A 22,587-nucleotide genomic window follows, 5' to 3' on the forward strand; every position below is an offset into this window, starting at 1 on the left:
AGCGGTATCGTTCCCGCATGGCTTGTCCCAATATTGGGAGTGGGTCAGCATATTTGGAATCACACCTGCGTGAGCGGAGCTGGAAGATGCTGAAAGGGCGTCTGGCAGAGCAAGAAGACGATCCGGTGCTGTGTCCGGACGGCCGGCAATCGCCCGCCGCCGCCGCGCTGCAGCGCGGCGTCTGCCGAACCTTGCGGACCCTAGGCCACTCGGTGATCACCGAGCTGACCCTGGCGGGCGGTAGGCGTGCTGATGTAGTTGGGTTGTCGCCCTCGGGCGATATCTGGATCGTGGAGATCAAGTCCTGCCTGGCCGACTTTCAGGCCGATGCCAAATGGGCCGACTATTACGACCACTGCGACAGGCTCTATTTTGCCGTCGCGCCGGACTTTCCCCACGAGGTGATCCCGGAGGAAACCGGTCTGATTCTGGCGGACAGGTTTGGGGCGGAAGTCATGCGCGAGCCGGACGAGTTCCGGCTCACGGCGGCGCGCCGCAAGGCCATGACCTTGTGCTTCGCGCGCACAGCCGCGCTCAGGCTCCAAAGAGCGCTCGATCCCTTCTGCGGGGAATGATTTCGCGATACTCGTGCCGGCTAGGCGGAAGCGCTTACGTCGAAACGCCTATTTCGGCGCGCGCTTGGCCAGGATCCGCTGCAGCGTGCGGCGGTGCATGTTGAGCCGGCGTGCCGTCTCCGAGACATTGCGATTGCAAAGCTCGTAGACCCGCTGGATGTGCTCCCAGCGCACCCGGTCCGCAGACATGGGGTTCTCCGGCGGTGGCGCCTTCGCATCCTTGGCGATCAGCGCGTTGTAGACATCGTCCGCATCCGCAGGCTTAGCGAGATAGTCCACCGCGCCGAGCTTCACCGCGTTCACGGCCGTGGCGATGTTGCCGTAGCCGGTCAGCACAACAGCCCGGGCTTCGGGCCGCATGTCGGCGAGCGCCGCGATAACGTCGAGCCCGTTGCCGTCGTCGAGGCGCATATCCACCACGGCGAAGGCCGGCGGGCTCTTGCGCAGGGCCGTCAGCCCTTCCTCGACGGTCGGCGCGGTCTCCACCTCGAAGCCGCGGGATTCCATGGCGCGTGCCAGACGCGCGAGGAACGCCCGATCGTCGTCGACGATCAGAAGCGATTTGTCTTGCGGCGGGTTCTGCTGCAAGGGGGTCTCGATAGGTTGAGCATCCATGATCCTAACCTTTTATAAGCCGGGCCGGTCGCGCTCCAGTTTTAAATCCGTACAGGGTAAAAACCGCGGTTCGCGTTTGTAATGTAGACCGACGCGGGAATGGCTTGGGAATATGCTCTTTAAATAGGCGTCAGCGCTGAAAAATCCAAATCCGTATGGTTAACAAGCGCGGGAGTTCATAAAAGATAAGCTAAAAGTCGCCGGATACCGCCGATTGCTCAATCCGCCCAGCCCTGCTCGAACCGCTTCCGCGGCCAGACCACGGTCACCACGGCGCCGCCCGGCGACACAGCACGGTTGGCGAGCTCCAGCCGCGCACCCGAGCGTTCCAGGAGTGTCTTGGCGATGAAGAAGCCGAGCCCCATGCCGATATGCTCGTCGGGCGCTTCCTCGCCCCAGCTCTCGCTCGGCCGGGTCGTCACGAAGGGCTCGCCGAGCTGCTCCAGCACGTCGGGCGGGAAGCCCGTCCCGTCATCGGCGATCACGATCCGCACCTCGTCTTCGTTCCAGGTAGCGGTCGCGTCCACCCGGCTGGCGGCGAAGTCGATGGCGTTCTCGATGAGATTGCCCAGCCCGTAAAGCACGCCCGGATTGCGCTGCATCACCGGCTCCTGCATCGCCGGGCTGTTGGGATCGAGCCCCGGCGCCGGCCCGGTGGTCACATCGATCGGCACGGACACCAGCCGGTGGGGCTCCACCACGTCCTCCATGAGATGGCTGACGGTCATGCGGGAAACGATGAGGTCGTTCTCCTCCGCCTTGGCTGCCAGCTGGCCGAGGATCTCCCGGCAGCGCTCAGCCTGATCGCGTAAGAGCTGAAGGTCCTCGAAATGAGGGTCCTGGGCCGAGGCGTCTCGCAGAAGCTCCTTGGTGACCACGGAGATCGTTGCGAGCGGCGTGCCGAGCCCGTGGGCAGCGGCTGCGGCAAGTCCGTCCAGGGCCGAAAGTCTTTGTTCGCGCGCCAGCACCATTTCGGCGGCCGCCAAGGCTTCCGCCATCCGCCGGCCTTCTTCAGCCGTCCGCCAGGAATAAAAGCCGATGAAGAGAAGGCCGGAGACCACCGTCGCCCAGATCCCCAGCACATAGAAGAACGGGAGCTCCAGGGACGACCCGCCGAACCAAGGCAGCGGATAATGATACCGCGTGAGCGCCGTCGCCAGGATCACCGCCAGGACGCCCAGAGTGAGCGTGACCCGCGGCGGCTGAGTCGCTGCGGAGACTGTAACCGGCGCCACCAAGAGGAAGGCGAACGGGTTCTCCATGCCGCCCGTAAGATAGAGCAGGGCCGAGAGCTGGAGGATGTCGAAGCCCAGCATCAGAAGCGCAAACGGGCTCGGCAGCCGCTGGCTAGCGGGATAGCGCAGCCGCAGCATCACGTTCAGCCAGGCTGAGGCCGCGATCGCGATCAGGCATGGAACGATGGGCAGGTCGAGCCCAAGCACCCAATAGCTGCCCACCACCGTGAAGCTCTGGCCCATCACGGCGAGCCAGCGCAGCCGCACCATGGTCTGCAGGCGCAGCCGCGTTTGCCCCCGCTGGAGCCAATCCGGCAGCCGAGGCCCGGCCACGGCCGATATTTCCTGTTCGGTCACAGTCATTCTGCTCTGGGCTTAAATCGGCCAAGCGCGGCCCGCAAGCGCAAGCCCCCCTTAGCGTAACCATTTCTCCCTGCTAAAAGGACGCCACGCTCAAGACCGGCCGCGATGTCGCATCCACCTGTCTTGCCACGAAACGCCAACTATATGGTTCGCCATGCGCCGCCTCATCACCGTCGTCGTCATCGCTTTCTGCCTCGGAGCCGTCATCGGCCTCGGCGTGCTTATTGCCACCCAGCCGACCGGTCCGCGCACCGAAACCACCGGCACCGCCCTGATCGGCGGTCCGTTCACCCTGACCAATCAGGATGGTGAGCGGGTCACGGAGGAGGACTTCCGCGGCAAGCATATGCTGGTGTTCTTCGGCTTCACCCATTGCCCGGACATCTGCCCGGCGGAGCTTCAGGTCATCGCCGAGGCCCTCGATCAGCTGGGCGACGAGGCCGATGAGGTCACACCGATCTTCGTCAGCGTCGATCCGGAGCGCGACACGCCGGCGGCCCTGAAGAGCTATCTTTCGAATTTCGGCGACCGATTCGTCGGGCTGACGGGATCGGAGGAGGAGATCGCCAAGGTGGCCAAGGAGTACCGGGTGGCGTTTAAAGTCCACAAGGAAAACCCGGACGACGAGAACTACAATGTCGACCACAGCGCCATCGTCTATCTGATGGGCCCGGACGGCACCTATATCGACCATTTCAGCTACGGCACCGGGGCCGACGAGATGGCGAAATCCTTGCAGCGCTACCTTTAGCCGCGCATCCGAATCCCGCTTCAGCCACGTTTTGATGTTGCAATGCAACGTAACCGCCCCATCTGAATTGTGCGGTGCGGTATAACCTGAGGTCCCGATGCTCTATCATCTCTACGAACTCAATCACGCGGCTCTCAGCCCCGCTCGCGCGATGGCTGACGGGTTCCGATTGCTGTTCAAACACCCGCTGAACCCGGCCTCACACACGCCTATCGGCCGCACTGCCGCGGCGACCCTGGAGCTGTTCGAGCGGACCACAAGGCGCTATCGCAGACCGGAGTGGGGCATTGACGAGGTCACCGTCGACGGCAAGACCGTGCCGGTGCGCGAGCGCACCCTGGTCTCCAAGCCGTTCTGCAATCTCGTCCATTTCGAGCGGGACCTGACAGGCATGCGCCGCCGCGACCCCAAGGTGCTGATCGTCGCGCCAATGGCCGGCCATTTCCCGACCCTGCTGCGCGGCACGGTCCAGGCCATGCTGGCCGATCACGACGTCTATGTCACCGAGTGGCAGGATGCCCGGAATGTGCCGCTGGCCGCCGGGTCTTTCGATCTCGACGACTATATCGACTACATCATTGAATTTTGCCGCTTTTTCGCAGGCGACGTGCATCTCATGGCGGTCTGTCAGCCGGTCGTGCCGGTGTTCGCCGCCGTCTCCCTGATGGAGCAGTCCCGGGAGCGCGCCGTGCCCCGCTCCATGGTTCTCATGGCGGGCCCCATCGATGCGCGCGAAAGCCCCACCGCCGTCAATTGCTTCGCCCTGGATCGTGGGCTGGAGTGGTTCCGCCGCAACGTGATCACCCAGGTGCCGTGGCCCAACCCGGGCATGATGCGCCTGGTTTATCCTGGTTTTCTGCAGCTTTCCGGCTTCATGGGCATGAATCTGGACCGCCATATCACGGCCCATCGCGACCTCTTCCAGCATCTGGTTCAGGGCGATGGCGATTCGGCCGAGAAGCACCGGGATTTCTACGACGAATTCCTCGCCGTGATGGATCTGACGGCGGAGTTTTACCTGCAGACCATCGACGAGGTGTTCCTTCGGCATCTTCTGCCCAAGGGCGAGATGACCCATCACGACGTCACCGTCGATCCTAGCAAGATCGAGCATGTGGCCCTCATGACCGTCGAAGGCGAAAAGGACGATATTGCGGGCATCGGGCAGACCTCGGCCGCCCACAAGCTTGCCTCCAAGCTGCCGGAGAATATGCGCGAGCATTACATGCAGCTGGGGGTGGGGCATTACGGCGTCTTTAACGGCTCGCGTTATCGTGACGAAATCGTGCCGCGAATTACCGATTTTATCGCCATGCACAATCGAGGCGAGAGTCGGCTGAGCCGCGCCTTCGGCAATCTGATCGGCTAGCCGACAATCCGAAAAAGCCGTCATCTGGCTGTGGTATTCTAGGGGGAAAGCCGTCCGATTCGAGACGGTTCGCGTAGGGAGTCTGCCAAATGCTCAAGCGGCTGAAGCCAGGCCGAAAAGAAACTATTGAGTTGAATATCAAGGGCTTGGGGGTGCCGGTCTTGATGCGGCGCAGCCCGCGCGCCCGCCGGTTCAGCTTGCAGGTTTCGGAAGCCAAGCGCGGCGCCGTCTTGACCGTTCCCGTCTACTCCTCTTTCGCCGATGCGGACGAGTTTCTCTCCCGTCATCTGGACTGGTTGAAGGAGCGCCTGGACGGTCTATCCGAGCCCGTCCCCTTCACCGATGGCGCGGTGATCCCCTTGCGCGGCTATGCCCACCAAATCCATTTCGCAGGCCCCGTGCGCCGCCGCGGCGTCGCCTGGATCGATGCGGAAGACAGCATCGATCTGCCGGCCTGGCCAGAGGCCGCCGCGCAAGACGCGGACAATCTGCCAAGGCTCTGCGTTTCCGGCGAGCCGGAGCATGCCCCGCGGCGTCTCCTCGACTGGCTGAAGCGCCAGGCCCAGCACGATCTCAAGGACGAGGTCAGCTATCAGGCCGAGCGCATGGGTCTTGCACCCAAACGCATATTCGTCCGCGATCAGACGACCCGCTGGGGATCCTGCTCCACCTCAGGGGCTCTGTCCTTCTCCTGGCGGCTCATCCTCGCGCCGGGCTTCGTGCTGGAATATCTGGTGGTCCACGAGGTTGCCCATCTTGCCCACATGAATCACGGGCCGCGCTTCTGGAGGCTGGTGGAAAAGACCATGCCCGATTACGAGGAAGCGCAGAAATGGCTCCGCGATCATGGCGCGAGCCTGCACCGCTACGGCGCGGAATTCATCGGCCCGGCTGGCGCGAGCGACTCTCCGAAAGAATCCATCGAATAATCGGGCTTACCCGCCGAACATGCCGAGCATGCGCTTCAGCCAGGCCGAGCCCTGGTCGGCGGCCCGCTTGCCCATCTCGATCGGTCCGGTCGAGGCGGTGATGCCCGGCGAATAGGTGCCCGGCAGACCGTAAGGATGCTTGTCGGCATGGGCCGCCAGCATCACGTCGTGCCAGACTTCGGCGGGGATCGTGCCGCCGGTGACCTTCTTCATGGGCGAGTTGTCGTCATTGCCGATCCAGACGCCCGCGAGGTAATGGGCCGTGTAGCCCACGAACCACGCGTCCTTGGAGCCCTGGGTGGTGCCAGTCTTGCCGCCAGCCACATGTTTCGGAATGCCGGCGCGGCGCCCCGTGCCGCTCACCATGACAGCGTTCATCATGTCGTTCATGGCGCCGAGTTGCGCCTTGCCGATGGCCGGCGCCGCGGGCGAGGGCTGCCAGTGATAGAGCACCCGGCCGTCGGCGTTCCGGATCTCCTCGATCACATGGGTCTGGGCGCGCATGCCGCCATTGGCGAAGGGGGCATAGGCCGCCGTCAGCTCCAAAAGACTCACCTCGGACGTGCCCAGCGCGATCGACATGTCTCTGCCGAGCTCTGATTCAATGCCCATCCGATGTGCGGTCTGGACCACCCGGTCCGGCCCCACCTGCCGGATCAGCTTCACCGCCACCGAGTTGAGGGACTTTTCGAGGCCCGTCCGGAGCGTGACCTCGCCATAGTATTTCGAGTGATAGTTCTTCGGGTTCCAGCCCGCCAGCGACACCGGCGAGTCGATGGCGATGGAATCCGGCGTGTAGCCGACCTCCATGGCCGCCAGATAGACGAAAGGCTTAAAGGACGACCCCGGCTGGCGCTTGGCCTTCACTGCGCGATTGTAAGGGCTCGTCTGATAGGAGCGCCCGCCCACCAGCGCGCGCACCGCGCCGTCCGTGCTGAGCACCACGACGGCGCCTTCGTGACGCCCGCTGGTCTTGTCCTCGGCTTCGAGCCGTGCCTGGAGCGTCTGCTGCGCCGATTTCTGGACCGCCGGCTCGATGCTGGTGGTGACGATCAGATCGCCGTGCTTCTCGCCCACATAGTCGGGCAGGATCTCCGCCACCCAGTCGACGATATAGGGATAGCCGGTCTGGTCGCCCTCGGCGCGCAGGCCCAGCGGCTTCGCCGCGGCGCGCTTCGCCTCGTCCTCGGTGATGAAGCCTGCAGCGACCATGTTGTCGAGCACCACGCCGAGCCGGGAACTTGCCAGCTTCCGGCTGCGGGTCGGCGCATAGGTCGACGGCGCCTTCAGGAGCCCGGCCAGCAGCGCGGATTCGGGCAAGTCCAGCTCGGTGGCGGACTTTCCGAAATAGCGCCGCGAGGCGGCCTCCACCCCGTAAGCCCCACCGCCGAAATAGACCCGGTTCAGGTAGAGCTCCATGATCTGGTTCTTGTCGAAATGCCGCTCCAGCCAGATCGCATAGACCATCTCCTCGATCTTGCGCTCGATGGTCCGGTCGGGCTTCAGGAACAGGTTCTTGGCGAGCTGCTGGGTGATGGTCGAGCCGCCCTCAACGAAGGCGCCGGCCATGATGTCCACCGCGGCCGCACGCATCAGGCCCAGCGGATCCACGCCGAAATGGCTGTAGAAGCGCCGGTCCTCCGTGGCGATCACCGCCTCGATCAGATGAGGCGGCAGCTCCTCCACCGTCACGTGGCCCCGGCGAAGGCCGCGCTCGGCCAGCATGGTGCCGTCGGAGGCCAGCACCTGAACGTTCGGCGGCCGGTCGTCCAGGGTGATCAGCACCGGGTCCGGCAGCTTCGATGTGAGGTGGATCGCGTAGAGGCCGAAGCAGACGGCGAACAGCACGCCCGCCAGCATGGTGAAGCGGAAAAGACGGCCGAGAACGGGCGTTCTCTGCTGTTTGCGACGACGCCCGCCACTGCCCTTTCGGCGCGGTGAGGTACCCCGTTTTGGGCTCTTGCGCCGCCCCTCAAAGGAGGGTTCGATGCGTCCGTCGTTCGCAGCTCTACCTGCGGGCCGTCGCTTGCGCCCGTTGCTCATTAATCACGCCCCGCCAATGGCTGCTTCAAATCGCCCGCAAATTCGCCTTAACCATAGGTTTCTAGCCTTGCTATCGGGTTAAGGTCTGCGGCCCTTAAGGCCCGAATCGAAATCCCAATCCACCGAACGAAGCTGAACTCCATGTCACCCCCCGTCTCCCGCATCGTCACCGACGACCGTCTTCCCGAAAGCGCCGATGTCGCGATCATCGGCGGCGGAATCATCGGTTGCTCGGCCGCCTATTACCTCGCCCGCCGGGGCCTCTCCGTCGTCCTGGTGGAGAAGGGCCATGTCGCCGGAGAGCAGTCGAGCCGCAACTGGGGCTGGGTGCGCCAGCAGGGCCGCGCCGAAGCGGAGATGGCCTTGTCGCGGGAATCCTTGCGCCTCTGGGGCGAGCTTCAGCAGGAAAGTCCGAAGGATCTCGGCTTTCGCCCTGCCGGCGTCCTCTATGTCACCGAGACCGAGGACGACATGGAGCGCTGGCGCAAATGGCAGATGACGGCGCGGAAATATCAGATCGAAAGCCGCATCCTGGATGCGGACTCCGCCAGCGAGCTCACCCCCGGCTGCACCATCCCCTGGATCGGCGGGCTTTATACGGAAAATGACGGGCGCGCCGAGCCGGCGCTCGCAGCACCGGCCATCGCTCAGATGGCGCGGGACAAGGGCGCCGTCGTTCTGCAGCGCTGCGCTGCAAGGGGGCTGGAGCTGGAGCAAGGGCGCGTCACCGGCCTGGTGACCGAGAAAGGGACCGTGAAGACGGAGAAGGTGATCTGCGCCGGCGGCGCCTGGGCGGCCCTGTTCTGCCGCCGCCACGGTTTGAAGATCCCGATCCTGGGCGTGCGGGCCACCGCCATGCGCACCTCCGAGGCACCCGAGGTCACCCAAGGCATGATCGGCACCGCGCCGTTCTGCATCCGCAGACGGACCGATGGCGGCTATACGCTCGCCAAGCGCAGCCCCTTGCGCTTCGACCTAACGCCGGAGGCGTTCCGCCATATGGCGGCGTTCTGGCCGGCCTTCATGAAGGAAGGCAGCAAGATGAAGATCCGCTTCGGCCGCGAGTTCTTCGAAGCCTGGGCGCGGCCGAAGGACTGGCCTCTCGACGAACCGTCGCCTTTCGAGAAGGAGAGCATCCGGGTCACCGATCCGGAGCCCGACCCGCAGCCCATCGGAGAAGCGATCCGGAATCTGCGGAATGCCTACCCGGAGCTTGCCGGAATTCAGATGGCCGAGAGCTGGGCCGGTCTGATCGATGCCTCCCCTGATGCCATCCCCGTGATCTCCGATGTGGATGCCATTCCGGGCTTCTATCTCGCCGCCGGCTCCAGCGGTCACGGCTTCGGCACGGGGCCTGCGGCCGGGCATCTGATCGGCGATATCGCGCTGGGCGAAGAGCCTATCGTCGACCCGTACCCGTTCCGCTATTCGCGCATGGTGGACGGCACGACCCTCGTGCCTGAGACCGGGTTTTAGGGGCAGTAGCTTCGCCACCACCGCATGCGTCGTGCCGGGACAAGCCCGGCCATGACGACAGAGTCATGAGCGAAAGTAGTGTCCCGCGCACAGCCATCATTCCGGCGCAAGCCAGAAATCCAGCAGCAAGTTCGGAGTCTCGGTCTGGATACCGGCGTTCGCCGGTATGACGGAGCGTCTCTTGCTCCGCCCCGCTAAATATCCAGGTTCGCCACCTGAAGCGCGTTTTCCTGGATGAACTCGCGGCGGGGCTCCACCACGTCGCCCATGAGCCGGGAGAAGATCTCGTCCGCCTCGTCCAGCTCGCCGAGCTTCACCTGAAGCATGGAGCGGCTGTGAATATCGAGGGTGGTCTCCCAGAGCTGCTCCGGGTTCATCTCGCCCAGACCTTTGTAGCGGGATAGCGAGAGACCCTTGCGGCCCGTGGTCATCACCGAATCCAGAAGCTCGCTCGGACCGTGGACCACGAGGTTGGAGTCCTTCCGGCGCAGCGTGCCCGGCCGGTGATAGATCTCCTGCAGATGGGGCGCATACTGATCGAGCCGTCGCGCATCGGCCGAGGCGATGAAAGGGCCGTCGATCAGGTGGGATTCCATCACGCCGCGAAGCTCGCGCCAGAACCGCAAGCCGCCCTCAGGCAGGGCTTCAGCTTGCCAGCCTTCCTCCGTCTCCTCGGCGAGCGTATCCAGCCGCTTGGCCACATACGCGGCCGCATCCTGGGCTTGGGCCTGATCCTTCAGAACGCCCGGAGACAACGCGCCTGCGATCGCCGCCTGCTCGATGATGAAGCGCGGATAGCGGCTGTGCAGCCCGGTCAGGATATTGGTGATGCTCCGGGCCTTATCCACGATGTCGCGCAAGTCGGCGCCCGCGTGCTCGGTCCCGGCGCCGGTCACCAGCACGGTCTCGTCGAGGCCCTGATTGATCAGGTAATCGGTCAGAGCCGCCTCGTCCTTCAGATAGTGCTCCGACTGGCCGCGCTTCACCTTATAGAGCGGCGGCTGGGCGATATAGAGATGGCCGTTCGCCACCAGCTCCGGCATCTGCCGGTAGAAGAAGGTGAGCAGCAGGGTGCGGATATGGGCGCCGTCCACGTCGGCGTCCGTCATGATGATGATCTTGTGGTAGCGGAGCTTCTCGATGTTGAAGTCGTCCCGGCCGATGCCCGTGCCGAGCGCCGTGATCAGCGTTCCGATTTCCTGGCTCGACAGCATCCGGTCGAAGCGCGCCCGCTCCACGTTCAGGATCTTACCGCGCAGCGGCAGCACCGCCTGGAATGCCCGGTCGCGCGCCTGCTTGGCGCTGCCGCCGGCGGAGTCGCCCTCCACCAGGAAGAGCTCCGATTTGGCGGGATCGCGCTCCTGACAGTCCGCGAGCTTGCCTGGCAGCGAGGCCACGTCCAGCGCGCCCTTCCGCCGGGTGAGATCGCGGGCCTTGCGCGCCGCTTCGCGAGCGGCGGCCGCCTCCACGATCTTCTGCACGATAACCTTGGCCTCGCTCGGGTTCTCCTCGAACCACTGAGCAAGGGCGTCGGCCACAACGCTCTCCACCACGGGGCGAACCTCCGAGGAGACGAGCTTGTCCTTGGTCTGGCTGGAGAACTTGGGATCCGGCACCTTCACGGAGAGAACGCAGGTCAGCCCCTCACGGGCATCATCGCCGGTCAGCGAGACCTTCTCCTTCTTGGCGATGCCGGACTCCGCCGCGTACGAATTCACCGTGCGGGTGAGCGCGGCGCGGAAGCCCGCCAGATGGGTGCCGCCATCCCGCTGAGGGATGTTGTTGGTGAAGCACAGCACATTCTCGTGATAGCTGTCGTTCCACCACAGCGACGCCTCCACCGACATCATGTCCTGCTCGCGTCCGACCATCAGCGGCTCCGAAAGCAGCGGGTGCTTGGTGCGGTCCAGGAACTTCACGAAGGCCGCCAGGCCGCCCTCGTAGTTCATCACTTCCGTCTTGGGCTCGACGCCCCGGTGATCGGACAGCGCGATCCGCACGCCGGAGTTCAGAAAGGCGAGCTCGCGCAAGCGGTGCTCCAAGGTGGCGTAGTCGAACTCCACCATGGTGAAAGTGTCTTGGGACGGCGTGAAAGTGATCCGCGTGCCGGTCTTGCCCTCCGACGGGCCGACCTCTTCCAGCGGCTGCTGCGCCTCGCCATGGGCGAAACGCATGAAGTGCTCCTTGCCGCCGCGCCAGATGGTGAGGTCCAGCTCCGACGACAGCGCGTTCACCACCGAGACGCCCACGCCGTGCAGGCCACCCGACACCTTGTAGGAATTCTGGTCGAACTTACCGCCCGCATGGAGCTGGGTCATGATGACCTCGGCCGCGGACGTCCCCTCGCCATGCATCTCCGTCGGGATGCCGCGCCCGTTATCCTCCACCGTGACCGAGCCCTCGGCATTCAGGGTCACGTGAATCTCGTCGCAATGCCCGGCAAGCGCCTCGTCGATGGCGTTGTCGACCACCTCGTACACCATGTGGTGCAGGCCCGAGCCGTCATCGGTATCGCCGATATACATGCCCGGCCGTTTGCGCACGGCATCGAGTCCCTTCAGCACCTTGATGGAATCGGCGCCGTATTCGGGAATCGGAGGTGTCTCGTCGGTGGATTTATCCATGCAGAACCTGGGTCTGATCGTGATGTGAGATGCGCCAGGGCGGGGGTCGTCGAATCCCTGGTTGTTTAGCCTGATATTGTACCGCAATTCACGGTAAAAATCTGCGCTTCCGGCAACATAGTTGCGAAAACGGAGGCCTCCGTTCCGGTCATCCAGGCCTGCGCCCCGAGCCGGAAAATCTCCGAAAAAAGCGCCTCTCTGCGGGTTGCATCGAGATGGGCCGCCACCTCGTCCAGAAGGATCAGCGGCGCCGCGCCGTCGAGCTCCGTGATCAGGGCGGCTTGGGAGAGGATGAGGCCCAGAAGGAGCGCCTTCTGCTCGCCGGAGGAACACACCTCCGCCAGCCGCTCCGAAGGCCCGTGAGAGACAACTAAGTCGCTTCTGTGAGGCCCTTCAAGGGTTCTCTGTGCCGCACGATCCCGCTCCCGGTCGCGCGCAAGCCGCTCCCGGTAGCCATCCTCCACCTCGACCGCCGACCCGTCCATCAGGTCGGCCTCGAGCGTGCCGGAAAGGGCGAGCGAGGCCCAGGGGAACAGCCCTTCCATCAGGCTTTCCTTGGAGTCCTCGATCAAAGCTGCGAGCCGCGAGACCGCATCCAGCCTGGCGGCGGCCATGGCCGTGCCCGTCTCGGCCATTTGCTCCTCGAGCCCGGCGAACAGGGAGGGCGATCCCTCATGGAGCTGAAAGAGCCGGTTCCGCTGGCGCATGGCCCGCTCGAACCGTGCCCGCGGGCTGCGCATCTTCGGGTCCACCGCCAGCATCAGCCGGTCGAGAAACCGTCGGCGCTCCGCGGCCGGCCCCGTGAACAGCCCATCCATGGCCGGGATCAGCCAGACCAGCTTCACGTGATTGGCGAGCGCGTTGGATGAGGAATCCTTGCCGGCGATCCGCACGTTGCGCGAGGTGCGGTCCTCGTCGCCTGCGAGCCCGAACCCCGTGCCGAGCGAAACGGTCTCCCCGCCGTTTGAGATCTTGCCGGCGATGGCCCAGCCGCCTTGGCCCCCATGACGGGCCAGTTCCTTATAGGGACGGCTGCGCAAACCTTGCCCCGCGCCCAGCAGAGAGACGGCCTCCAGCAGGCTCGTCTTGCCGGCGCCGTTATCGCCGACCAGCACCACGGGCCGCGCATCCATGTTGAGACGCGCGGAGGCGAAATTCCGGAAATCGGTAAGGGTCAGCTGTTCGACGAACAGCCGCTCGGCGAAGTCTTTGTCGGATCCGCCGTCTTGCGATCCGCTGATGATATGAGGCTCGTTCGCTATCGGTCTCGCGGTCATACCCGCATCGGCATCAGCACGTAGAGCAGGGAGGGGTCATCGCCGTCCCTCACCACAGTCGGCGAGCCCGGATCGGCGAAGATATATTCCGCCGTGCCGCTCTCGAGCTGCTCGGCGATGTCGAGCAGGTAGCGCGCGTTGAAGCCGATCTCCAGGCTGTCGGAGTCGTAATCGATGGGCAGCTCTTCCGTGGCGCTGCCGCTATCGGGATTATTCACCGAAAGCACCAGCTTGTTGGGGGCGATGGCGAGCTTCACCGCGCGGCCCTTGTCGCTGGAGAGCGTGGAGACGCGGTCCACCGCCTTGGCGAAGGCGATATTGTCGACCTCCATCTCCTTGTCGTTGCCTTGCGGGATCACCCGCTCGTAATCGGGGAAGGTCCCGTCGATCAGCTTCGAAGTGAGCACGGACGTCTTGGTGGTCGCCCGGATCTTCGAGGCGGAAAGCTCGATCTTCACCTCTTCGTCCGCATCCTCGGTCAGCCGGTGCAGGTCTGCTACCGCCTTGCGGGGTACGATCACGCCGGGCATGCCGCTGGCGCCCGACGGCAAGGGAAGCTCCATCTGCGCCAGCCGGTGGCCGTCCGTCGCCACGGCGCGCAGGGTCCCTGCACCCTCGCTCTCCACCGCATGGAGATAGATGCCGTTGAGGTAGTACCGCGTCTCCTCCGTGGAGATCGCAAACCGAGTCTTCTCGATGAGCTTCCGCAGGTCCTTGGCCGGCACCGAGAAGGAGTGGGAGAGATCTTCCACGCTCAAGGACGGGAAGTCCTCCGCCGAAAGGGTCTGCAGCGAAAAACGCGCCGGGCCGCAAGAGATGTTCAGCCGCGCCGCCTCGCCGTCCAGGGACAGCTCGATATCCGTCCCGTCGGGCAGCTTCCGCACCACATCGTGAAACATGTGGGCCGGCACCGTGGTGGTGCCTTCGGTCTTGGTCTGGCAAGGGACGGCCTCCACGATCTCCATGTCGAGATCTGTCGCCGTCAGCCCGAGCTCGCCCGCATTCGCATCCAGCCGGACATTGGAGAGAATCGGGATCGTGTTCCGCCGTTCGACCACGCTTGCCACATGGGCCAGGGCTTTCACCAGCCCCGCTTTTTCAATGGTCAGCTCCATGATCCCGCTCGACTCCTGAAATGCTTGTCGAATATGCCTGCCGCACTCTCACCCGGCCTCCCGCCGGCGGCGTCAGGGCCGCTATCGGTAAGCCGTCTGGCTTCCGTCCCTACGGGCGAGGCGTGCGTGAGAAAATTCGTAGAACGCGCGTCCAGAACTTGCCGCGAGAGGCGCCAATTTGCAAGCGAAAGGGCGGGATTCCGGCTCTTCGCCAAAACCCCGCCGTGGCCTCCGTGAAACGCTTCAGTCCCGCAAGAGACGCTGCAAAAGCTCGATTTCTTCGCGCATTTGCGTGTCGTCCGACATCAGCTGCTCGATCTTGCGGATCGCATGCAGCACCGTGGTGTGGTCACGGTTGCCGAAGCGGCGGCCGATCTCGGGCAACGAACGCGACGTGAGCTGCTTGCAGAGATACATGCCGATCTGGCGCGGGCGGACGATGGAGCGGTTACGCCGCCCCGAGAGTAGGTCCCCCCGGTTCACCCCGTAATGCTTGGAGACGGTCCGCTGGATGTCGTCGATCCGGACCCGCTTGGGCTCCGTGCCGCGCATCAGCTCCCGAACGATCTGCTCGGCGATCTCCAGAGTCACCGGCTGATCGGTCAGCTGATAGGCCGCCCGCAACCGGTGCACCGCACCTTCGAGCTCCCGGCCGCTCTCTGTGAGACGGTCGGCCAGATAGCTCAGCACCGTATCGGAGATTTCCAGCCCCGGTGTCTCCCGGCAGGCATCGCTCGCCCGCTTGGCGAGGATCTTGTGACGCAGATCGCGATCCATTGGAGCGATCTCCGCCACGAGCCCGCCGCCGAGCCGCGACCGCATCCGCATGTCGAGACGGTCGAGATGGTTCGGGGCCCGATCCGCCGCGACGACAACCTGGCGCCCGCCGTCGATCAGCGAGTTCAGGGTGTGGCAGAACTCCTGCTGGATGGTCGGCCCCTGCAGGAACTCCATGTCGTCGATGATCAGAAGATCGATCCGCCGCAGGTTCTCCTTGAACGCCAAGGCATCTTTCGCCCGCAGCGCCTGGACGAAGCCGGACATGAACCGCTCCGCCGTCAGGTAGAGCACCTCGCCCTCGGGCTTCGCCTTGGTGAACTGCCAGGCGATGGCATGCAGCAGATGGGTTTTGCCCAAGCCCACATTCCCGTGCAGGAACAGCGGGTTGAACATCTGCTGAGAGCCTGCGCCCGTGCCGGACACCTGGTTCGCCGCCGCATTGGCGAGCTGGTTGGACGCGCCCACCACGAACGTGTCGAAGGTCAGCTTCGGGTCCAGCGGCGAGCCGTCGAACCCGCCATACCCCGTCCGCAGAGGCAGTGTGACCTCCGCCGACTCCGTCACCGCGACCCGCGGTGCCGGCGCTGCCTCGGCCGCCTTCCTTGCAGCATTCTGATGCTTGAAATGCGGCTGCCGTACCTGGAAGTCCAGGCGATCGAGATCCGCCCATTCCTGACGGCTCAGCTGGATCACGAAGTCGTAGTAGTGGGACCGCAGCCAGCTCTTCAGAAAGCGCGTGGCTACCGTCAGGTAGGCGGTATCGTCCTCGATTCTGTCAAGTTCGACGCTGCGAAACCAACTCGAATAGACGTCTTCACCCAATTCAGCTTGCAGACGTGACTTGATCCTCTCCCACGCGGCACGGTCCGCCGCGTCGTCCTTTTTATCTGTCACTTTTAGTGCCACCCGTTCGTCTACCCCGCGCAGGCACGCACCGCTTACTCCAGACACGAGCAGCACCCCCCTGACGCGGACAGCCTCCTGTCCTCACGGCCGATCGTTGCCTAGCTTTGAAGCCAGGGGAGACCTGCCGCCTTCCAGCCTCCGACGGCGCCCCGATGCCTATCGTCGTCCAGCGGCCCCTCAAAACCGCCGGCGACGTTGTGACAGGCTCGAAACCCCATCGCCGCCATCGCCATGGCTGCTGCCATGCTCCGGCTGCCCGAACGGCAGATGAAGAAAAGGTCGTCGTCTGGCGAGACGCCGAGAGCCTTCAGCTCTCCGGCCAGACGTTCGGCAAAACGCGGATCGACCGTTTGGTCGGGAAATGTCTGCCACTCGACGAGAACGGGCCGCTTTCCGAGATCCCCGAGATCGGGAATACCGACATACGTCCATTCTGCTCTCGTCCGCACATCGACGAGTTGAGCTCCGCCCTTGGACGAGAGCGACTTCCAGGCCGTCTCAACGTCCACGTTATCGACTTCGCTATCGCTCATCTCCGCGCCCAAGCAGCAGGTCCCCTTTTGAAAAACCTAGGTATCGAGCGGTCAACTCAAGTACTAGATAGCTCGAAAGCCACTAAACCTAGTAGTTCTTCTGCTACAAACGCCGCACTCTACGTCGCCTACGACTAAAAACTTCAAACTTTCCCCTCCAAACACGTGATTTAGACAAAACTTTCCCGTCTCGACACTGGCCGAGCTTGAAAACTGTATTGTGTTGGAGGGGGCTACCCCGTTCGGATGAATGAACTATACACGGGCGGTTTCGGCCGATCAAGCAACCGCCCTGTGCCCAAAAGGCCCTCGCCCGGGTTCGGCGCGCTCCTCAATCCTCGCCGCCAACTCCCTGTGCTGCAAGTCTGATTCGATCCGGCGAGGCCTTTCCGGTAGCGAGTTACAACCGCTCCAAAGGCCGGATTCGGGGTGAAAAATTTTTGCTAAAAAAGCGTGGCCTCGGCGCGCTCCAGCTTCGGTTTTCGGACCGGCCCGCGCCGTCAAACAATTGATATATTCACGAAATCGACATGAAGGGGCGGCGAGAAAATCGCCAAACCGACCCAAAAATTTCGTGTCAGCTTCGCAACAGAGTGACTTTTTTGGCCTCGGCGGAAAATTTTTGTGTTGCAAGATCGGCGGCTGAAGAGTCCGGAGGTTGGGTGCCTGCGGGCTGCTCATTTGTCCTGGGCGATTGCCGCCGTTGCGCGCAGAATCCGTCGCCGGAGGAGGCCTGAGGCGGGAACCAGCCGCCCATGCGCAAAGAGCGCGCAAGGGAACCCTTACGCGCTCAAGAACGGTGCTGGCAGCGCTCCGCCGAGGCTGCCGATCAAACCTGTAAAAAGGAGTGGCGGTCTACGCCGATTCCATCGCGCCGATGCGCTTGGACAGCCGGGAGATCTTCCGCGAGGCCGTGCGCTCGTGCAGCACGCCATTCTGGCCGTTGCGGGCGATGATCGGCTGGGCTGCGCGAAGGGCGGCCTGAGCCTCGTCCTTCTTGCCAGACGCGATCGCCTCTTCGACCTTGCGGATGAAGCTGCGCATGCGGCTCTTCCGGGCGACGTTCACTTCCGTCCGCTTGTTGATCTGCCGGACGGCCTTCTTTGCCGATTTCGTATTGGCCATATGTCGTTCCCAAAGCGCGTGCCACGCCGATCCATTCGGCGGCTCTCCGCGCAATAAATCCTGAAAGGAGAATTGACCGCGCTCTATAACGGGCGCGGCCCAAACCGTCAACTCCATGCCGTCAACTGTCTCCGCGCTTTGCCGGATCCCCGCCATCCCCAGAAGCCTTCAGGACTTGGCCAATGAAGTCCGACTTTGCGGCCCTATAGTCCTCCATGGGCTTGCCTTCGAACCGGCGTTTCAACGCGTTATATCGCGAGACCAACTGAGGATCGGCGAGCAGCCGAGAGACGAAGAGGTGGAAGAAATCGTGCTCGCCGCCTATCGCCGTCAACTGGATGCCGAGGGCCGGTGAGGCGTCCGGTTTCTCGAAAGCCGAGAAAGTCTCCGTTCTGATGGAACCGCTGTTGCGAGCGTAACGCGCGCTCAGCACCCGATCCGCGGCAGCGAAATCCGGGAGCCGTACCCGCACGACGATGTCGAGATCACCCTTGGTCACACACCCGGGTACGGCGGTCGCGCCGACATGGTGGATTTCCGCCGTCTCCGGCAAGACCCGACGAAGCGACTCGCTCGTTTCGGCGAAGAGCCGGTCGGCCGCCTCTCGAGCCGCTTCCATATCGGCCAGGCGGAAGGGCGATTCGCACATCCTGCTCGCCTCCGCGGACTCTCACCGGTCCTTGAAGTCGGGCTTCCGCTTCTCCGTGAAGGCGGCCATGCCCTCCTTCTGATCCTCCGTGGCGAAGGTCGAATAGAAGAGATGCCGCTCCTGGCGGATGCCCTCTGGGAGCGGCGTCGCCATGCTGGTGTTGATGGACTTCTTGATCATAGCCACCGCCGGCTGGGAGAAGCTCGCGATCTTCGAGGCGATCTTCATGGTCTCCTCCATCAGGGCGGTTTGCGGAACCACCCGCGCCACCAGCCCTGAGCGCTCCGCCTCTTCCGCGTCGATGCGGCGGCCGGTCAGGCACAGATCCATGGCCTTCGCCTTGCCCACCGCCCGGGTCAGCCGCTGGGTGCCGCCGGCCCCCGGCATGATGCCGAGCTGGATTTCCGGCTGGCCGAACTGGGCGCTGTCGGCGGCAATGATCATGTCGCAGATCATGGCGAGTTCCATGCCACCCCCCAGCGCAAAGCCGGAGACCGCCGCAATCAGCGGCTTCTTATGGGAGGCGATGGCGTCGTAGGGCGCGATGAAGTCGGTGTTGAAGGCATCCGCAAAGCTCTTGTCCTTCATCTCCTTGATGTCGGCGCCGGCTGCGAAGGCTTTCTCGCCACCCGTCAGCACCACGCAGCCGATCTCCGGATCCGCATCGCATTTGTCGAGCACGGTGTTCAGCTCGGACAAAAGCTTGGCGTTCAGCGCGTTCATGGCGTCGGGCCGGTTCAGGGTGATCACGGCCACCCCGCCTTCTTGGGCCACCAAAAGTGTCTCGCACTTCGTTTCGGTCTCGATTCCGTTCATGGTCCCACCTCTTTGTTGGTTGGGTTAGCGTTGGCAACTCGGGCAATAGAAGGTCGAGCGGCCACTCTGCACGATGCGCTTCACAAGCCCCTGACACTCCGGATCCGGGCAGGGCTTACCTTCGCGTCCATACACCTTGAAGGAATGCTGGAAGCGGCCGAGCGATCCGTCCGCATGGGCATAATCCCGCAAAGACGAACCGCCCGCGGCGATCGCATCGTTGAGAACGCGGGAAATGGCATGGGCGAGCCGGGCGCAGCGCGCCGTGGGCTCGCCGTCCTTGGTCACGATGGTCCGTGCCAGCCGGACGGGCGACAGCCGCGCATCGTAGAGCGCTTCGCACACATAGATATTGCCGAGCCCTGCGATCCTGCGCTGATCGAGCAGGGCGGCCTTCAGCGGCGTCTTGGCGCCGGCCAGCACGCTCGCCAGCGCCTCCGGGGTGAAGTCCTCCCCCAGGGGCTCGATCCCCAGCCCCTTGAAAAGCGGGTGCTCCGGCATCTCGGCCTCCGGCACCAGGGCCATATAGCCGAAGCGCCGCGCGTCGGCGTAGCGAACGGCCGCCCCGTCCTGCAGGTGGAAAACGATATGCTCGTGGCGAGGGATCTCTGTGGCGGTATGGGCAAAGACGCCCGGCTTCACGGCCGTGCCGTTGGCCTCGTCCACGGTGAACCGGCCGGTCATACCCAGATGCATCACCAGCACCTCGCCGTCGTCCAGCCGCGCCAGGATATATTTCGCCCGCCGGTCCATGGCCTCGATCCGGCGCCCGGTGAGGCGCACGGCAAAATTCGCCGGCAGCGGAAAGCGCAAATCCGCCCGGCGCTGCTCCACGCTCTCGATGGTCTTGCCGACCATGAAGGGGGCGAGCCCAAGGCGCACGGTCTCGACTTCGGGAAGTTCCGGCATAGGGGATCCGGGGGTGCCGCACCCCCATTGCGGAGCCGCATTTAGAGGGTGCAAAGACGGAAAATCATTGCTGCACCGCAACAATAGCCTGTTCATACCCCTTAGGCTATTGTCCGCAGCCATCCTTGAGGGCATACGGCCCCGAGACGTTTTTTCCAACCGGGCGTAAGGCATGGCGGCATCCGAAAAATACAGCTTCGGCTTCGAAGAGGTCGACGAAGGCGCGCGCCAATCCCGTGTGAACGACGTCTTCGCGCGGGTCGCCAAGAACTACGACCTCATGAACGACCTCATGTCGGGCGGCATGCATCGGCTCTGGAAGGACGACATGATCGCCCAGCTCAACCCGCCGAGGAGCGAGGCACCCTTCGCGCTGCTCGATGTGGCGGGTGGCACGGGCGACATCGCCGAGCGCTTCCTGAAGGCGTCCGGCCCGAACGCCACTGCCATTATCTGCGATATCAGCGCCGAGATGCTGGAGGCGGGACGGGAACGCCATGCCGGGCTCGACCGGGTCGAGTTCGTGCAAGGCAATGCCGAGGCGCTTCCCTATGAGGACGGCCGCTTCGACGCCTATACCATCGCCTTCGGCATGCGGAACGTGACCCATATCGACCGAGCCCTGCAGGAAGCCTTCCGCGTGCTGAAGCCCGGCGGCCGCTTCCTCTGCCTGGAATTTTCCGCCGTCGAGGTGCCCATGCTGGACACGCTCTACGATCTCTTCTCTTTCAAGGCGATTCCGGCCCTCGGCCAGGCGGTCGCCGGCGATTCCGCCTCCTACCGCTATCTGGTGGAGAGCATCCGCAAGTTTCCGAGCCAGGAGCCCTATGCGGGGATGATCCGCGATGCCGGTTTCGAGCAGGTGCGCTACCGGAACCTCACCGGCGGCATCGCGGCAATCCATTCGGGCTGGCGGATCTGAGGGATACGATGAACCCGATCACCAACTCATTCCGGCTCATGCGCGCCGGCTGGACCATTCTCTGGAACGGTGCCCGGGTCGTGCCGGCGGACGCACAAATCCCGGCGCCCCTGAAGATGTTCGCGCGGAAAGAGAAGAAGCCGGGCCAGGAGAGCAATCAGGACCGGCTGACCCGCGCGCTCACTTCGCTGGGGCCCTCCTACATCAAGCTGGGCCAGTTCCTGGCGACCCGCGACGATATCGTGGGGCCCGATCTTGCGAAGGATCTGGCGCCTCTGCAGGACAAGTTGCCGCCGTTCCCCATGGCTGAGGCCAAGCGCACTATCGAGCAAGAGCTGGGCCGTCCGGTGGAGGAGCTCTACACGGAGTTCGACGCGCCGGTGGCTGCCGCTTCCATCGCCCAGGTGCACAAGGCGAAGGTGAAGAATGGCGACGGCACCGAGGCGCCGGTCGCCGTGAAGGTGCTGCGGCCCGGCATCGAGCGCCGCTTCACCCGCGACCTGGAGAGCTTCCTCTTCGCCGCCCAGACCATCGAGGCTTGGCACGGGCCGAGCCGGCGTCTGCGCCCCGTCGCCGTGGTCGAGACCCTGGCCCAATCCGTCACCATCGAGATGGATCTGCGGATGGAGGCCGCCGCCATTTCCGAAGTGGCGGAAAACTCCAAGGACGATCACGGTTTTCGCGTGCCCAAGGTCGATTGGACCCGCAGCGCCCGGCGCGTCATGACCCTGGAATGGATCGACGGCATCCCCATCGCCGACAAGGCGGCGATCCAAGCGGCTGGCTTCGACCCGAAGGAGATCGGCCAGAGGCTCCTGCAGATCTTCCTGCTCCACGCCATGCGCGACGGTTTCTTCCACGCCGACATGCATCCCGGCAATCTGTTCGTGGACGATCAGGGCCGCATCGTCGCCGTCGATTTCGGCATCATGGGCCGGCTGGGCCTGAAGGAGCGCCGCTTCCTGGCCGAGATCCTCTACGGCTTCATCACCCGCAACTACCAGCGCGTCTCCGAGGTCCATTTCGAGGCGGGCTACGTGCCCCGCCGCCACTCGGTGGAGCTGTTCGCCCAGGCGTTGCGGGCCATCGGCGAGCCCATCATGGACAAGAACGCCACCGAGATCTCCATGGCCGCGCTGTTGGGCCAGCTCCTGCAATATACGGAAGTCTTCGACATGGAGACCCGGCCCGAGCTGCTGCTGCTACAGAAGACCATGGTGGTCGTCGAGGGCGTGGCCCGCCAGCTCGATCCGGAGCTGAATATCTGGACCGTGTCCGAGCCCGTCGTACGCGAATGGATGGAGACTCATTTCGGCGCCGAAGGCCGCATTGAGCAGGCCGCCGAGGGCGCGGTCAGCCTGGGCCGCTTCGCCGGTCACATCCCGCGGCTCCTGGGCCAGGCCGAACAGGCGGCGGATGCATTCTCGGCCATGGCGGAGGAGGGGCTTCGCCTCGACCGCTACACCGTGGAGCGCATGGCCGACGCCCAGAGCCGCAAGGGCCGCATGGGCCGGTTGGCGCTATGGGTCGGCGCCATTTCGCTGGCCGTCATCGCCGCCGCGATGGTGTTTTAGG

At 64.2% G+C, this 22,587-nt stretch carries 19 protein-coding genes; 7 read left to right on the forward strand and 12 right to left on the reverse strand.

From position 1 onward, the window contains the following. The first annotated feature begins 86 nt into the window (after positions 1 to 86). On the forward strand, positions 87 to 575 hold the full coding sequence (locus ACFQ2F_RS13160; RefSeq protein ID WP_379090793.1) for an MmcB family DNA repair protein: 489 nt from the start codon (positions 87 to 89) through the stop codon (positions 573 to 575). A 48-nt stretch (positions 576 to 623) separates the two neighbouring features. On the opposite strand, the gene ACFQ2F_RS13165 is transcribed toward ACFQ2F_RS13160, so the two are convergent. Continuing rightward, positions 624 to 1,190 (reverse strand): ActR/PrrA/RegA family redox response regulator transcription factor, encoded by a 567-nt coding sequence (locus ACFQ2F_RS13165; protein ID WP_379090795.1) that lies wholly within the window; start codon positions 1,188 to 1,190, stop codon positions 624 to 626. A gap of 218 nt (positions 1,191 to 1,408) precedes the next feature. Then, on the reverse strand, positions 1,409 to 2,788 hold the full coding sequence (locus ACFQ2F_RS13170) for an ActS/PrrB/RegB family redox-sensitive histidine kinase (protein ID WP_379090798.1): 1,380 nt from the start codon (positions 2,786 to 2,788) through the stop codon (positions 1,409 to 1,411). A 154-nt stretch (positions 2,789 to 2,942) separates the two neighbouring features. Here ACFQ2F_RS13170 and ACFQ2F_RS13175 point away from each other — a divergent pair, with 154 nt between their 5' ends. From ACFQ2F_RS13175 to ACFQ2F_RS13185, 3 genes are all read left to right on the forward strand, one after another. Then, the gene (locus tag ACFQ2F_RS13175) at positions 2,943 to 3,539 is read left to right on the forward strand and encodes an SCO family protein (RefSeq protein ID WP_379090800.1); all 597 of its coding nucleotides are present in this window, start codon (positions 2,943 to 2,945) and stop codon (positions 3,537 to 3,539) included. A gap of 97 nt (positions 3,540 to 3,636) precedes the next feature. After that, a complete protein-coding gene (locus ACFQ2F_RS13180) occupies positions 3,637 to 4,908 on the forward strand; it encodes a polyhydroxyalkanoate depolymerase (RefSeq protein WP_379090802.1) in 1,272 nt (423 codons plus the stop codon). A 131-nt stretch (positions 4,909 to 5,039) separates the two neighbouring features. Then, positions 5,040 to 5,837, forward strand: a complete 798-nt coding sequence (locus tag ACFQ2F_RS13185; protein ID WP_379090804.1) for a M48 family metallopeptidase — start codon at positions 5,040 to 5,042, stop codon at positions 5,835 to 5,837. Between the two features lie 6 nt (positions 5,838 to 5,843). Here the strand turns inward: ACFQ2F_RS13185 and ACFQ2F_RS13190 are convergent, their stop codons facing one another. Next, on the reverse strand, positions 5,844 to 7,697 hold the full coding sequence (locus ACFQ2F_RS13190; protein ID WP_379090806.1) for a transglycosylase domain-containing protein: 1,854 nt from the start codon (positions 7,695 to 7,697) through the stop codon (positions 5,844 to 5,846). Positions 7,698 to 8,021: 324 nt separating this feature from the next. Between ACFQ2F_RS13190 and ACFQ2F_RS13195 the strand changes: the two genes are divergently transcribed. After that, positions 8,022 to 9,356 (forward strand): NAD(P)/FAD-dependent oxidoreductase, encoded by a 1,335-nt coding sequence (locus tag ACFQ2F_RS13195; protein ID WP_379090808.1) that lies wholly within the window; start codon positions 8,022 to 8,024, stop codon positions 9,354 to 9,356. 194 nt (positions 9,357 to 9,550) lie between these two features. Here ACFQ2F_RS13195 and gyrB read toward each other — a convergent pair whose 3' ends face one another. The 9 genes from gyrB to mutM all read right to left on the reverse strand — a co-directional run bounded on the left by gyrB (position 9,551) and on the right by mutM (position 20,090). Continuing rightward, the gene (gene gyrB, locus ACFQ2F_RS13200) at positions 9,551 to 11,980 is read right to left on the reverse strand and encodes a DNA topoisomerase (ATP-hydrolyzing) subunit B (protein ID WP_379090810.1); all 2,430 of its coding nucleotides are present in this window, start codon (positions 11,978 to 11,980) and stop codon (positions 9,551 to 9,553) included. A 65-nt stretch (positions 11,981 to 12,045) separates the two neighbouring features. Further along, positions 12,046 to 13,257 carry a DNA replication/repair protein RecF gene (gene recF, locus ACFQ2F_RS13205; RefSeq protein ID WP_379090812.1) on the reverse strand — a complete coding sequence of 404 codons (1,212 nt, stop codon included), beginning with the start codon at positions 13,255 to 13,257 and terminating at the stop codon, positions 12,046 to 12,048. Beyond that, positions 13,254 to 14,372: a DNA polymerase III subunit beta gene (dnaN, locus tag ACFQ2F_RS13210; RefSeq protein WP_379090814.1), complete on the reverse strand. Its 1,119-nt coding sequence runs from the start codon at positions 14,370 to 14,372 to the stop codon at positions 13,254 to 13,256. Before dnaN ends, recF begins: the two co-directional genes overlap by 4 nt. Positions 14,373 to 14,615: 243 nt before the next feature. Then, a complete protein-coding gene (gene dnaA, locus ACFQ2F_RS13215) occupies positions 14,616 to 16,046 on the reverse strand; it encodes a chromosomal replication initiator protein DnaA (protein ID WP_379090816.1) in 1,431 nt (476 codons plus the stop codon). Positions 16,047 to 16,156: 110 nt separating this feature from the next. After that, positions 16,157 to 16,591, reverse strand: a complete 435-nt coding sequence (locus tag ACFQ2F_RS13220) for a rhodanese-like domain-containing protein (protein ID WP_379090818.1) — start codon at positions 16,589 to 16,591, stop codon at positions 16,157 to 16,159. 855 nt (positions 16,592 to 17,446) lie between these two features. Next, positions 17,447 to 17,716, reverse strand: a complete 270-nt coding sequence (gene rpsT, locus ACFQ2F_RS13225; protein WP_379090820.1) for a 30S ribosomal protein S20 — start codon at positions 17,714 to 17,716, stop codon at positions 17,447 to 17,449. A gap of 121 nt (positions 17,717 to 17,837) precedes the next feature. Next, the gene (locus ACFQ2F_RS13230; RefSeq protein WP_379090822.1) at positions 17,838 to 18,365 is read right to left on the reverse strand and encodes a GrpB family protein; all 528 of its coding nucleotides are present in this window, start codon (positions 18,363 to 18,365) and stop codon (positions 17,838 to 17,840) included. A 21-nt stretch (positions 18,366 to 18,386) separates the two neighbouring features. After that, complete coding sequence (locus tag ACFQ2F_RS13235) at positions 18,387 to 19,181, reverse strand: enoyl-CoA hydratase (protein ID WP_379090824.1); 795 nt, start codon at positions 19,179 to 19,181, stop codon at positions 18,387 to 18,389. 24 nt (positions 19,182 to 19,205) lie between these two features. Then, positions 19,206 to 20,090: a bifunctional DNA-formamidopyrimidine glycosylase/DNA-(apurinic or apyrimidinic site) lyase gene (gene mutM, locus ACFQ2F_RS13240; protein ID WP_379090826.1), complete on the reverse strand. Its 885-nt coding sequence runs from the start codon at positions 20,088 to 20,090 to the stop codon at positions 19,206 to 19,208. Positions 20,091 to 20,262: 172 nt separating this feature from the next. On the opposite strand from mutM, the gene ubiE reads away from it, so the two are divergent. Together ubiE and ubiB are read left to right on the forward strand one after the other, a co-directional pair. Next, complete coding sequence (gene ubiE, locus ACFQ2F_RS13245; protein WP_379090828.1) at positions 20,263 to 21,012, forward strand: bifunctional demethylmenaquinone methyltransferase/2-methoxy-6-polyprenyl-1,4-benzoquinol methylase UbiE; 750 nt, start codon at positions 20,263 to 20,265, stop codon at positions 21,010 to 21,012. 8 nt (positions 21,013 to 21,020) lie between these two features. Further along, positions 21,021 to 22,586, forward strand: coding sequence for a 2-polyprenylphenol 6-hydroxylase (ubiB, locus tag ACFQ2F_RS13250; protein ID WP_379090830.1), 1,566 nt, complete (start codon positions 21,021 to 21,023; stop codon positions 22,584 to 22,586). Position 22,587: the final 1 nt, after the last annotated feature.

The sequence above is a fragment of the Methyloligella solikamskensis genome (assembly GCF_042676065.1).
Classification (GTDB): Bacteria; Pseudomonadota; Alphaproteobacteria; order Rhizobiales; family Methyloligellaceae; genus Methyloligella; species Methyloligella solikamskensis.